The 11,900-nt window shown below is 63.4% G+C and carries 12 protein-coding genes and 1 pseudogene; 8 read left to right on the top strand and 5 right to left on the bottom strand.

Annotation, left to right across the window (positions count from 1 at the left end; all coding sequences use genetic code 11):
* Positions 1 to 309: pseudogene (locus AC0L17_RS20610) on the bottom strand (hypothetical protein); the annotation flags it as partial.
* A 129-nt stretch (positions 310 to 438) separates the two neighbouring features.
* On the opposite strand from AC0L17_RS20610, the gene pstS reads away from it, so the two are divergent.
* Both pstS and AC0L17_RS20620 read left to right on the top strand, forming a co-directional pair.
* On the top strand, positions 439 to 1,524 hold the full coding sequence (gene pstS / locus AC0L17_RS20615; RefSeq protein WP_473517181.1) for a phosphate ABC transporter substrate-binding protein PstS: 1,086 nt from the start codon (positions 439 to 441) through the stop codon (positions 1,522 to 1,524).
* An 87-nt stretch (positions 1,525 to 1,611) separates the two neighbouring features.
* Positions 1,612 to 3,342, top strand: coding sequence for a Na/Pi cotransporter family protein (locus AC0L17_RS20620; protein ID WP_473517182.1), 1,731 nt, complete (start codon positions 1,612 to 1,614; stop codon positions 3,340 to 3,342).
* A gap of 187 nt (positions 3,343 to 3,529) precedes the next feature.
* On the opposite strand, the gene AC0L17_RS20625 is transcribed toward AC0L17_RS20620, so the two are convergent.
* Both AC0L17_RS20625 and AC0L17_RS20630 read right to left on the bottom strand, forming a co-directional pair.
* Entirely contained in the window at positions 3,530 to 4,288 is a 759-nt protein-coding gene (locus tag AC0L17_RS20625) for a pseudouridine synthase (RefSeq protein WP_473517263.1), read from the bottom strand.
* 411 nt (positions 4,289 to 4,699) lie between these two features.
* Positions 4,700 to 4,915: a hypothetical protein gene (locus AC0L17_RS20630; protein WP_287222894.1), complete on the bottom strand. Its 216-nt coding sequence runs from the start codon at positions 4,913 to 4,915 to the stop codon at positions 4,700 to 4,702.
* A 286-nt stretch (positions 4,916 to 5,201) separates the two neighbouring features.
* Here AC0L17_RS20630 and AC0L17_RS20635 point away from each other — a divergent pair, with 286 nt between their 5' ends.
* From AC0L17_RS20635 to AC0L17_RS20650, 4 genes are all read left to right on the top strand, one after another.
* Positions 5,202 to 5,465, top strand: a complete 264-nt coding sequence (locus AC0L17_RS20635) for a metal-sensing transcriptional repressor (RefSeq protein ID WP_027154260.1) — start codon at positions 5,202 to 5,204, stop codon at positions 5,463 to 5,465.
* An 8-nt stretch (positions 5,466 to 5,473) separates the two neighbouring features.
* Positions 5,474 to 6,490, top strand: coding sequence for a cation diffusion facilitator family transporter (locus AC0L17_RS20640; protein WP_473517183.1), 1,017 nt, complete (start codon positions 5,474 to 5,476; stop codon positions 6,488 to 6,490).
* A 148-nt stretch (positions 6,491 to 6,638) separates the two neighbouring features.
* Positions 6,639 to 8,408: a cation:proton antiporter domain-containing protein gene (locus AC0L17_RS20645; RefSeq protein ID WP_473517184.1), complete on the top strand. Its 1,770-nt coding sequence runs from the start codon at positions 6,639 to 6,641 to the stop codon at positions 8,406 to 8,408.
* A 228-nt stretch (positions 8,409 to 8,636) separates the two neighbouring features.
* Positions 8,637 to 8,993 (top strand): VOC family protein, encoded by a 357-nt coding sequence (locus AC0L17_RS20650; RefSeq protein ID WP_023799084.1) that lies wholly within the window; start codon positions 8,637 to 8,639, stop codon positions 8,991 to 8,993.
* Between the two features lie 25 nt (positions 8,994 to 9,018).
* On the opposite strand, the gene AC0L17_RS20655 is transcribed toward AC0L17_RS20650, so the two are convergent.
* Entirely contained in the window at positions 9,019 to 9,384 is a 366-nt protein-coding gene (locus AC0L17_RS20655) for a VOC family protein (protein WP_473489785.1), read from the bottom strand.
* Between the two features lie 148 nt (positions 9,385 to 9,532).
* On the opposite strand from AC0L17_RS20655, the gene AC0L17_RS20660 reads away from it, so the two are divergent.
* Positions 9,533 to 9,844, top strand: coding sequence for a hypothetical protein (locus tag AC0L17_RS20660; RefSeq protein WP_236377460.1), 312 nt, complete (start codon positions 9,533 to 9,535; stop codon positions 9,842 to 9,844).
* Between the two features lie 10 nt (positions 9,845 to 9,854).
* Positions 9,855 to 10,745 (top strand): sigma-70 family RNA polymerase sigma factor, encoded by an 891-nt coding sequence (locus AC0L17_RS20665; protein ID WP_473517185.1) that lies wholly within the window; start codon positions 9,855 to 9,857, stop codon positions 10,743 to 10,745.
* 26 nt (positions 10,746 to 10,771) lie between these two features.
* On the opposite strand, the gene AC0L17_RS20670 is transcribed toward AC0L17_RS20665, so the two are convergent.
* Positions 10,772 to 11,869 carry an AraC family transcriptional regulator gene (locus AC0L17_RS20670; protein ID WP_473517186.1) on the bottom strand — a complete coding sequence of 366 codons (1,098 nt, stop codon included), beginning with the start codon at positions 11,867 to 11,869 and terminating at the stop codon, positions 10,772 to 10,774.
* Positions 11,870 to 11,900: the final 31 nt, after the last annotated feature.

The following is an 11,900-nucleotide window of genomic DNA, read 5'->3' on the forward strand; positions in this document are numbered from 1 at the left end:
ACCTCCTTCGTCTTTCCGGCCGAAATAGAATCGAGCTTCGCCGAAAAGCGCAACCGACATGTGTGAATGCGATAGGTTTAGTGACGGGGAGAAGGGGGCAGTCGCAACCTTGGCGTGCATTCTATAACATCTAAAATTGGCGAAACCATCGATGAGAGCGCCCCTCTCCCCGTCACTATACGGGGAGAGGGTGCCGGCAGGCAGGTGAGGGGCAGCGCAAAGCTGAAGCGATTGGCTGCCGAACAATTCTTCAGGCAACCGCGGCGTTCGCGGAAAAATAAAAATCTCGCCCACAAAGATCTTTGTCATCCAATCGTTAACCAAGGTTCATACGGTGAGCGGTGTTGTTTCTCTGCCGGCGTTCGTTCGCCGGGCGGATGACTGTTGATATCTGCCAAGACTGAAAACTAGCTATTTGTTCGCGCGTCGGGGATCGCCATGATGTTTCCAGCAAGCTTTGCGTCACTACGGCGCAAATCGGCGAAGATCAGCGGCGCCATTACGCTTGCTGTTGGCCTGATGATCGGGGCCGCTGCGCAGGCCGAGCCTATCCGCGGCGCCGGATCGACACTGGCCGCCCCGATCATCGGCAAATGGGCAACGGCTTACGAGAGCGCCCGCGCCGACGGCGGGGACTATGTCTCGCCCGACTGGAAGGTCGACTATGAAATCGTCGGCTCGCTCGCCGGCGTCCTGCGTCTCGATCAGCCGGACATCGACTTTGCCGCGACGGATGCGCCGATCAATGCCGCCGAACTCAAGAAGGCCGGCCGCCAGCAGTTTCCGATCGTGATGGGCGCCATCGCCGTCGTCGTCAATCTCGACGGCATCGGCCCGGGAAGCCTTCGCCTGACGGGGCCGGTGCTGGCCGACATCTATCTGGGCAAGATCCAGTCATGGTCCGATCCCGCGATCAAGGCGGTGAATCCGGATCTGACGCTGCCCGATCTCAGGATCAGCGTTGTTCACCGCAAGGATGGCTCCGGCTCGACCTTTGTCTTCACCGAGTACCTGTCGGCGGTCAGCGGGGAGTGGAAGGCCAAATACGGCGCCAATACGCTGATCTCGTGGCCGCTCGGCACTGACGCGGAAGGCACACAGAACCTCATTCAAGCCGTGCACGACACGAAGGGCGCGATCGCCTATGCCGAATCCGGCCAGGCCCAGCGCGCCAGCCTTGCCTACGCGCTGATCGAGAACAAATCCGGCAAGTTCGTCAAGCCGGAGCCGGAGGGCGTGCAGGCTGCCGCGACATCCATCGACTGGGCGCAAACGACCGACTTCTTCGCTTCGCTGACCGATCGTAACGGCGATGCCGCCTATCCGATCAGCACGGCGGTGTTCGCGGTCGTTCAGGTCTCGGGCCGTTCGGAACATCGCTATCGCCGCGTGCACGACCTTTTCCGGCTCGCCTTCGCGCACGGCGCGGATGACGCCGCCGCGCTCGGCTACGTGCCGCTGCCGAAGGCGCTCGTCGCCCGGATCGAGCAATACTGGGCAGGGCAGGGGCCCGTCGCAAACTGAGCGGAAGAACCAGGCTGCTGCTTGGCGCAGCACCTGAACTGAAATTCATATCGCGCCGTGATGGCGGCTTGTTGGGGACTGCGTGACATGGACATCGATATCTTCAAGGACATCCTCGTGCCGGTGATCGGCGGGTTGGGCATCTTCATGCTCGGCCTCGACTTCATGGCCAACGGCATCCAGGCGCTGTCGGTCAACCGGATGCGCGCCTTTCTCGCCAAGGCCGCCGGAACGCCGATCAAGGGCGTGCTGGCAGGAACGCTGATCACCGGCGTCATCCAGTCGTCGACGGCGATGAGCGTCATGGTCGTCGGCCTGGTCAATGCCGGCGTCATTGCCCTTCGACCGGCGATCAGCGTGATCATGGGCGCCAATATCGGCACCACGCTCGGCAACGGGCTCATCGCCCTGCCGCTCGGTCCGCTCGGGCTGATCCTGGCCGGCGTGTTCTCGCTGATTTACTGCTTTGCCAAAAGCGAGAAGGTCAAGAACATGGCGCTTGCCGGCATGGGCTTCGCGCTGATCTTCTATGGCCTCAACCTGATGACCGGCGGCCTGCGCCCGTTGCGCAACCTGCCCGAAGTCATGGCCCTGCTGCAAACGCTGACGGCCGACTCCTACCTCAACCTGCTCAAATGCGTGTTCATCGCCGCCGGCGTGACCGCCATGATCCATTCGTCCTCGGCGACGATCGGCATCGTCATGGGCCTTGGCGCCGCCGGCATTCTCGACTGGACGACAGCCGTCGCCTTCTCGCTCGGCGCCGATCTCGGCACCACGATCACCTCGTGGATGGCTTCGCTCAATCTTTCGAAAAACGCCAAGCGCACCGCTTACGCGCACATCTCGTTCAACATCATCGGCGTGTGCATCACCATCCCGCTGTTCTTCGTCTCCATGCAGGTCCTGGAATGGGCGATGCAGTTCTTCGGCGGCGATCCCGCCATTCCGGTAATCGTCGACGGCAAGGAGACCTTTCCGCTGGTGCCGGTCGCGGTCGGTCTTTACTCGACTTTCTTCAACGTCTTCAACACGCTGTTGCTGTTTCCGTTCATCGGGGTGTTCGAGCGGGTCCTGTCGCGTGTCGGTCACACGGATGCCGAGGACACGGAAGATTTCTCGACGCCGCGATTCCTCGACCGCAAGCTGGCCGGCGATTTCGCCAAGGCCGTTCCCGCCGTCCAGCAGGAGACGGCCCGCCATCTGCAAGCCGGCGCCATGTTCCTCGACATCGCCCGTTCGTCGAAGAAGGCGCCGTCGGATCCGGGCGAGCACTATCTCGCAACCGATATCCTCAGCCGCGACATCCGCGCCTACACCGCCGAACTGATGAAGGAGGATTTGCCCTACGACCAGCTCGACCTGATCGCCAGCCTGATCGAGGAAGCCGACTTCACCGCCGCCCTGACGGAATCGATGCATCAGGTAGCGCGCCGCGTGCGGCGCGAAAAATTCAGCAGTCCGGCGCAGGCCATCGTCGACGTCGCGCTGAGCAAGCTCGATGCCTCGCTGCGGCAGATTCTGCCGACTTACGGCATCTCCGACCCGAAGGTGCCGGCCGGACATGTCAATCTGCCGGAGGTCGAGGAACTGCGTGCCCGCACGCTGGCGCTCGGACCCAATGCAGGCGCCGCCGAACGCGGCACGATCCTGGCGCTGCTCGGGTCGATTGAGCGCGCGGAAATCCTGATCCAGCGCATCGATGCCGAGCGCAAATCGGTCAACCGGCAAAGCGTGCTCGCGCGGGCGTCGGCACGCAAGGAATCCAGGCCGCACGCGCTGGGCGATCCCGGCCTCAGCCCGGTCCCGGCCGAGTAGCGGGGCGGGCGTCCCTTTCCCTTCTCCCCTTGTGGGAGAAGGTGGCCTCGCGAAGCGAGGTCGGATGGGGGGTGTTCCAGCTTGGCGCCGACGGCGATCCTTCCAGCACCCCTCAACCGTCTTGGCGCTACGCGCCAATCCACCTTCTCCCACAAGGGGAGAAGGGAGCGCGCTTCGGCGCCTTCGCTCAGGCCGCAAACAGCGCCAGTTCTTCGGCCGTGAGGTGGCGGGCCTTGCCCTTGGCGAGGTCGCCGAGCCGCAAGCGGCCGATCGCCACCCGCATCAGGCGAAGCACCTCGACATCGTGCGCGCCGAGCAGCCGGCGGATGTGGCGGTTGCGGCCCTCCTCGAGGGTGACTTCCAGCCAGGCGGTGCTGGCGCCGCTGCGCAGGATGTCGATCGACCGCGCCGTCAAATCTTCGCCATCGACCGTGGCACCGGCGCGCAACCGCGCCAGCAGGGCCGCGTCGGGCAGGGCGCCGATCTGCACATGATAGATCTTGGCGACGTGCGAAGCGGGGTCGAGCAGGCGCTGGGCGAAGCGGGTGTCGTTGGTCATCAAGAGCAGACCTTCGCTGGCCTTGTCGAGGCGGCCGACCGGCGACACGAAGGGCAGGTCGAGTTCTGCCAGGCAGTCGTAGACGGTGCCGCGGTCCTGCGGGTCGTCGCGGGTGGTGACCAGGCCGCGCGGCTTGTTGATCATCAGATAGACCTTGCGCTCGGCGACGACGCGGCTGCCGTCGACCTCGATCCGATCGCGGCCGGGATCGACGCGTAGCGAGCCGTTGCGCACGATTTTGCCGGCGACCCGGACGCGCCCTTCGGCGACCAGAATTTCCGCCTGCTTGCGCGAGCACAGCCCAAGTTTTGACAGGGCACGACAAAGGCTGACGCTGGGGGAACTGACGCCTGGGTTGGGCCGGCCGGCGTTCGGCCGTGGCGCCATGGTTTTGCGTGATCGTTCCGGCAAGTCAGGTCTTTCCCGCCACCTGAGGTGAATATTTGCTAACAGAAAGCCGCCGGGGTGGATATCTGGATTTCTCGATAGGAGTATCCGGACGTGTGAGCTGCGGCCCTCCGTTGCGACAGGTCGCCTCCGGACATCATGGCAAAGTTGGCGGGACAGCGCCCCCCTCTGTCCTGCCGGACATCTCCCCCACAAGGGGGGAGATCGGCCGTTATCACTGGTTCCGCCAATCGCCCAACTTTGAAAAAGAGGCGCGGTTGGCAAAGCTGCCGATCTCGCTCCTTGTGGGGGAGATGCCAAGTTTTGGCAAAGAGGGCAGGACAGAGGGGGGCGCCGTAGAGCGCCAACATTTCGAGCCTCGCACGCGCCCCGCCGGGGGCGCCACGATCGTCAGTTTGCCCTGGGCTCGTCCTCGACAACAAAAGATGCGGCAATCAGGTCGTCGGCATCGATCCGCAGGGAGCCTTCACCTGCTCCCATGACAGCGGCTACCTTCTGAAAAATCTTGATCTCGTGCTCGGTAATCCGGGCGCTCCGCATCCTGGCTTTGAGATCAGCGATGCGCAGCCCCAATGTGTGGGACGTTCCAATTTCACGGTTCGACATGACAACATGCTCCTCCCCGACCCATGCCTTTTGCCTCCCACCGGTATTCGCCCGTCGCCTATCATGCTTGCCCAAAAACAAGGCATCGCGAATACAGCGCCCCGAACGCTGGTGCGAGGGGAAGGTTCCGGCGCAACATGGTCACGAAATAATACGGGCCGCCGCCGCCGGCGGGTTACCCGCAGCAGGTGGCTAGCCGTCATTCTTCGATTTGTGTCGGACTCGCCGGCAAGGTGAGCTCAAAAGAAGATTTGACTGGATCCTCCCGGGGAGGATACGAACAGGCATGTCCGAAGGCATCCATCGTTCGCATCCGGCTATCGTGAAGCGTCTGAAGCGCGCGCAAGGCCATCTTGCGGCGGTGCTGTCGATGTTCGAGGCGCATCGTCCTTGCGTTGACCTGGCGCAGCAGCTCCACGCCGTGGAGAGCGCCATCAGCAGTGCAAAGCGCGAACTGATCCACGATCATATCGAGCATTGCCTGACGGACACCGCGGAAGCCGGCGGCAACTCGCTGGCGGAACTCAAGCAACTGGCGAAATATTTGTGAGCTGTCAAATGCCTGTGCTCGGCGCGCGCATCCTCGACTGGTTCGGGTTCGGGCCGCGCCATCACGCCGCGCATGGTCATGGCCATCACGATCATGTGAGCGGGTCGCATAGCCACGGGGTCATCGATGCGACCATTGCCACGACCGACCGCGGCATATGGGCGATAAAATGGTCGTTCGTCATCCTGGCAATCACCGCGGCGATGCAGATGGTCGTGGTCGCGCTGTCGGGCAGCGTGGCGCTGCTGGCCGACACGGTCCACAACATCGGTGACGCCACCACCGCCATTCCGCTGTGGATCGCCTTCCTGCTGGCCCGGCGCAAGCCGTCGCCGACCTTCACCTACGGCCTGGGCCGGGTCGAGGACCTGGCCGGGATGATCATCGTCGGGATCATCCTGTTCAGCGCCATCGTCGCCGGTTACCAGACCATCGACCGTTTGATCAATCCACGCGTGGTGACGCATCTGGGCTGGCTGGCGGCGGCGGGCATTGTCGGCTTTCTCGGCAATGAGGCCGTCGCGGTGTTCCGCATCCGCGTCGGCCGCGAAATCAACAGCGCCGCACTGATTGCCGACGGCTACCACGCCCGCACCGACGGCCTGACCAGCCTTGCCGTGGTCCTCGGAGCGTTCGGCGTCTGGCTCGGCTTTGCGCTGGCCGACCCGATCGTCGGCCTGCTCATCACGCTTGCCATCTTCGGCATCGTCTGGCAGTCCGCGCGCTCGGTGCTGACCCGCATGCTCGATGGTATAGATCCTGAAGTCATCGGCGACATCGACCATGCCGCCGCGCATGTGCCGCAGGCGCGCATTGTCGATGCCAAGGCGCGGTGGATCGGTCACAGGCTGCACGCCGACATTGCCATCGCCGTCGAAGAAAGCCTGCCGGTCAGCGAAGCGCAGAAGATCACCGCAGCGCTGGAACACGAGTTGTTCGAGCACATGCCGGCGCTTGCGGCGGCGAATATAAGATTGGCGAACGCGGATGCCGATCATGCTCACGGTGAGTACGGCAGGCACTAACAATCGCTCCGACCGGCTCGTTTCCGTTCGCTGCGTGAAAGATGTTGAGACCGCCGCGTCTTAGTCCATTATCCCCGGGTCCATTATCTCTGGCTCGTGCAACGCGTGACCCGAGCGCCAAGCGTGGCCGGAAACCGGGATTGGGAAGATGCCCCAGGCGCCACTTATCGCAACCCTTGTCGCCGGCCTCGGACTCGCCTTCATCCTCGGCACGTTGGCGAACCGACTTCGCCTGTCGCCGCTGGTCGGCTACCTCGTGGCTGGTGTCTTGATTGGCCCGTTCACGCCCGGCTTCGTTGCCGACCAGGCGCTGGCGCGCCAACTCGCCGAGCTCGGCGTGATCCTGCTGATGTTTGGCATAGGGCTGCATTTTTCGCTGAACGATCTGCTGTCGGCAAGAAAGATCGCGATTCCCGGCGCTATCGGTCAAATGGCTCTGGTGACCATGCTCGGGCTCCTCGTGACGCAGGCGATCGGCTGGCCGATCGGAGCCGGAGTGGTGTTTGGGCTGGCCCTGTCGGTTGCAAGCACAGTCGTGGTCCTACGGGCGCTGCAGGAAATGCGGCAGCTCGAAACCGATGGCGGACGCATCGCAGTCGGCTGGCTGGTCGTAGAGGACCTCGCCATGATCCTCGCGCTCGTGCTGTTGCCGGCCTTCGCCGGTGTGCTCGGTGGCAATTTCAACGGGGCAAACCTTAACGGCAATGACCTGTTCACATTGTTTGAGCCGCAGACCATCTGGAGCGCGCTCGGGCTTACGCTGGGCAAATTGGCGGCTTTCTTCGCGATCATGGTTGTCGTCGGGCGACGTGTCATTCCGCCGATACTCCACTACGTTGCTCACACTGGCTCGCGAGAGCTTTTCCGTTTGGCCGTGCTGGCAATTGCCCTTGGTGTCGCTTTCGGGGCAGCCGAGCTGTTCGGCGTCTCGTTTGCTCTTGGGGCGTTTTTCGCAGGAATGATCCTTGCCGAATCCCAGTTGAGCCAAAGGGCCGCTCAGGAAACGCTGCCGCTGCGCGACGCATTTGCCGTGCTTTTCTTCGTCTCCGTCGGCATGCTGTTCAACCCGATGATCCTGGTCGAGCAGCCGCTGCTCGTCGGCGTGACATTTTTGATCATCGTCATCGGCAATGCCACGGCCGCATCGGCCATCGCATTGATGTTCGGCTATCCGTCCTACGTGGCCCTGACACTCGGCCTGAGCCTGGCACAGATCGGCGAGTTCTCCTTCATCCTGGCGGGACTGGGTGTCGACCTCGCGCTTCTTCCAGAGGCGGGACGTGACCTGGTGCTTGCTGGAGCCATCCTTTCGATCCTCGTCAACCCGCTGCTGTTTGCGGCGTTGGATCGGCTGACGCCGTGGCTGAAAGCACGAGAGCGAACCATTGCCACGCAAGAAGGCAAAGCCGAACCGCCCGAACTCGCGGCTACCAGCCTGACAGACCACGCGGTGCTTGTCGGCCATGGACGGGTCGGAAGCCTGGTCGCGGAGACGTTGCAAAAGGCAAGGCAGCCTTACCTGGTGATCGAGGAACGACAAGCGATAGTAGAACAGCTGCGCGCCCGCGGCGTTGATGTCATTGCGGGAAATGTCACCCAGCCGGGCCTGCTTGAGGCGGCCAACGTTGCCTCAGCCCGGTGGTTGATCAGCGCCATTCCCAATCCGTTCGAGAGCGGCAATCTCATCGAGCAAGCCCATGCCATCAATCCAAGGCTCGAGATCATCGCCCGCGCGCATTCCGATGCCGAAGTGGATTACCTCAAGAAGTTCGGCGCCGACCTGATCATCATGGGCGAGCGGGAGATCGCGCGCGGCATCTCGGATCACATTCTGAGCCGGATCGATGCCCCAGCCGCCCCGGTCGCCGACCAGAGCCAAAACGCGCGCCAGATCGACCCAAAGCCGATGGCCGGGTAATGGCGGCAGCTGCGCCAACAGCATCTCCAGCTTCTTCCGCTGATAGCGTGAGGTCTGGCAGGCGTCGGTCTTTGAAGCAACGCCGGGTTCCGGCACCTGCAATCACGGCCGGCCGACCTATATCCAACTGAAGCTTGCCGATATCGAGCGGCTGTGTCGACGGCGGAAACGTCGTTTGCAACGGCAATAGCTTGTTTGTTCGCATCACTTTCAGGGAGATAAGGAGCCATGATTTCCGGCGCACACATGATCATCTACAGCACGGATGCCGAGGCAGACCGCGCATTTTTTCGCAATGTCCTACGTTTTCCAGCAGTCGATGCTGGCGAAGGCTGGTTGATCTTCGCATTGCCGCCGGCCGAGATTGCCGTTCACCCGGCCGCCGAAGTCGACAGCCACGAAGTCTATCTCATGTGCGAAGACATCAATGCTACGATCCAAGAGCTGAAATCGCACGATGTTGAATGCACTTCGGTCACCGATGAAGGCTGGGGCCTGCTCACGCATGTCTCGCTTCCCAGTGGCGGCTCGCTTGGCCTTTACCAGCCGAGGCATGCTTTGGCGCACAAAGCCGGGGCTGCTTAAGTGCCCGCTCTCCGGCTGCACCCGCTCATTGGCTGCCGATCACCATGCGGTTGCCCTCGCTGTCGCGAAATTCCGCCACCGTGCGGCCTGGCTGCCAGGGCGCCTCCTGCGGTTCGGTGATGATCTCGACGCCGCCCGCCTTCAACGCGGCGATCGTCGCCTCGACATCGTCGTCGACCAGCACCAGCACCGGCTCCGCGCCCGGCGTGTCGTCGGCGCGCCTCACGAAATGCAGGTTCGTCACGGCGCCGGGAAATTTCAGCTCGATCCAGCGCCAGCCGCTATCGCCCATCTTCTCGTCGGCCGCGACCTTGCAGGCGAAATGCCTGGTGTAGAACGCCTTGGCGCGGTCCTGGTCGAATACCGGCAGTTCGGCAAACTGGATGTGCATGGTCGTCGCTCCTGCTCCTCGATGGCCGCTGCCTAGCCGTCCGCAGGTGGAAGTCGATCCGGGCGGCCGAAAAAATTTATAGCGTGCGAGAATCTTTTCGGGAACCCGAAACGTCTTCTGCTCAGACCAACCATTCAGGAGATGAACCATGGGCTACAAACTCATTCGCTACAGCGTGAAAGACACCGGGCTGGAGGAGAACCGCGCGCTGGTGGCAAAAGTGTTCGAGGCGCTGGATGAGACGGCGCCGCAGAGCGTGCGCTATCTCGTGCTCGAACTCGACGACGGCGAGTTCGTCCATGTCGTCGGCGAGGGAAATGACACATCTGCGCTGACCGGGCTTGCGGCCTTCGAGGCGTTCACGCAAAACCATGCGGAACGGCGCTCGACGCCGGTCAAGCGATCGCCTGCCAAAATCATCGGCAACTACCGTGTGCTTGAGGAGAGCAAGGCCGGATAGAATGGACGCCATGATCCAACCGAAGTTCGATCGGCCGGCGCTTGAGGCGATGCTCTCCGGGTTGCGCCCAAAACTGCACCGCTACTGCGCCCGCATGGCCGGCTCGGTGATCGACGGCGAAGACATCGTCCAGGAGACGCTGGTCAAGGCGCTGCAGGCGGTCGACGGCAGCATGTCGGTCGAGCGGCCCGAGCAATGGCTGTTTCGCATCGCCCATAATGCCGCGCAGGACCATCTGCGCCGGCGCCATCGGGAAAGGTCGCGCATGACCGAGACCGACATGACCACGATCGAGGATCCTTCCGGCAGCGCCGACGCAAGGCTCGCCGCTGCGGCCGGCCTGCGCAGCTTCATGCAGCTTTCGGTGGCGCAGCGCGGCGCCGTGATCCTGGTCGACGTGCTCGGCCTTTCGCTGCATGAGACCTGCGAGGTGACCGGCGCGACGCTGGCCGCCACCAAGGCGGCGCTGCATCGCGGGCGGGCGCAGTTGCGCCTGCTGGCGTCGCAGCCTGAGCACGTCGTCGCGCCCAAGCTCGACGCCGATGACGAGCGGCGGCTGCGCCGCTATGTCGATCTGTTCAACGCGCGCGACTTCGACGCGGTCAGGGCGCTGATCGCCGAGGATGTCCAGCTCGAATTGGTCAGCCGGCTCCGCATGCGCGGCAAGGCTGAAGTGTCGACCTATTTCGGCAATTACGAGCGCATCAGCGACTGGGCGCTGTCGCTGGGTTTTGTCGACGGCCGGCCGGCGATCCTGATCCGCAACCCGCAGGAGCCGGACGGCGCGGTGCGCGGCTTCATGCTGGTCGAATGGCGGGAGGAGCGGGTCGTCCAGATCCGCGATTTTCGTTATGCGCCCTGGTGCCTGATCGATGCCGAGATCAGCACGATGGAGGGGTAGGGGGAGGGTCGGCCTCCGGCCGCCCGCTATCCGCGCCGGCCGTCGCGCCAGCCAGCCGGCGAGACGCCGGCGAGCTTCTTGAAGCTCCGGCTGAAGGCCGCTTCGGACTCGTAGCCGACATCACGCCCGACCGCCGAGACTTTGGCCAACCCATCAGTGAGCAGTCGTGCGGCCAGTTGTACGCGCCATCGCGTGAGATACTGCATCGGCGGGCAGCCGACGAGACGCGTGAAGCGGGCCGCGAGGACGGACCGCGAGACGCCGGTTTCGCGTGCGAGTTCTTCAATTGTCCAGCCACGCGCCGGATTCTCGTGGACAAGCGCAACAGCCCGGCCGACGGCGGGGTCGCGCAAGCCGGCCAGCCAGCCGGTCTGCTCCGGCGGCAGTGCCTCAAGATAGCGGCGAACAACCTCAACGAACATCAGCTCGCTGAGGCGCAGGCGGATGCATTCAGCGCCTGGCCGTTGAACGGACACCTCTGCCAGCGTTAGTTCGATCAGCCGGTCGAGCAGATCGCTTGGCGCGCCGGCCGCGCGCCGGATGCGTATCAGCGGAGGAAGGGCCCCGAGCAGAGGATTGAACGGCCGTGCATCGCAGCCAAGGAAACCGCAGACATATCTGGTCAGGAGGAGGCCGTCGCCGCCTTCATTGATCACGAAGGGCAGTTGTCCGGCCGCCATGGCGCGAAAGAAATCGAGCGAATCTTCCGGGCTCAAACCTGATCGCACTCCGGGCGCACTGCACATCGCGTACGAATCCTCATGCGGGATCACAAGTATGTCGCCTTCGGCAAACTCCATCGGCGGATCGTCACCGATGCTGACCGAGCCCGATCCTTGGGTGATGATGTGGTAGGAAATCACATGTTGGGCGCGCGGCAGGATAAGATGGGCAAATGAACCCGCCCGCGGCACTTCCACGCTCCAGGGCGAAGAGGCATCGACCCAGAAGAAAAGCGCGCCGGTGAGCTTTACCACGCGCAGCACATCCGAAAGCACATCCTTGTCCGGCGCGGCCGAAGGTGCGGCATCGGCAACGACCTCTTCCGGTGGCCGCTCAGGCGATCGCGCCAGAACGGACGCCGCAGCAAGCGATTGAGACGCTGGGTCATGGAGCGTGCCCATGGCCAAGTCTACTATGCGCCGAACAGCATAT

The sequence above is a fragment of the Mesorhizobium sp. WSM4829 genome (genome assembly GCF_055811475.1).

Coding starts and splice junctions, on each gene's coding strand:
- AC0L17_RS20630 (WP_287222894.1), bottom strand. CDS start 4,915: ATGTCGAACCGTGAAATTGGAACGTCCCACACATTGGGGCTGCGCATC.
- AC0L17_RS20660 (WP_236377460.1), top strand. CDS start 9,533: ATGGGCTACAAACTCATTCGCTACAGCGTGAAAGACACCGGGCTGGAG.
- AC0L17_RS20670 (WP_473517186.1), bottom strand. CDS start 11,869: ATGGGCACGCTCCATGACCCAGCGTCTCAATCGCTTGCTGCGGCGTCC.
- AC0L17_RS20645 (WP_473517184.1), top strand. CDS start 6,639: ATGCCCCAGGCGCCACTTATCGCAACCCTTGTCGCCGGCCTCGGACTC.
- AC0L17_RS20620 (WP_473517182.1), top strand. CDS start 1,612: ATGGACATCGATATCTTCAAGGACATCCTCGTGCCGGTGATCGGCGGG.
- AC0L17_RS20665 (WP_473517185.1), top strand. CDS start 9,855: ATGATCCAACCGAAGTTCGATCGGCCGGCGCTTGAGGCGATGCTCTCC.
- AC0L17_RS20655 (WP_473489785.1), bottom strand. CDS start 9,384: ATGCACATCCAGTTTGCCGAACTGCCGGTATTCGACCAGGACCGCGCC.
- AC0L17_RS20625 (WP_473517263.1), bottom strand. CDS start 4,288: ATGGCGCCACGGCCGAACGCCGGCCGGCCCAACCCAGGCGTCAGTTCC.
- AC0L17_RS20650 (WP_023799084.1), top strand. CDS start 8,637: ATGATTTCCGGCGCACACATGATCATCTACAGCACGGATGCCGAGGCA.
- AC0L17_RS20640 (WP_473517183.1), top strand. CDS start 5,474: ATGCCTGTGCTCGGCGCGCGCATCCTCGACTGGTTCGGGTTCGGGCCG.
- AC0L17_RS20635 (WP_027154260.1), top strand. CDS start 5,202: ATGTCCGAAGGCATCCATCGTTCGCATCCGGCTATCGTGAAGCGTCTG.
- pstS (WP_473517181.1), top strand. CDS start 439: ATGATGTTTCCAGCAAGCTTTGCGTCACTACGGCGCAAATCGGCGAAG.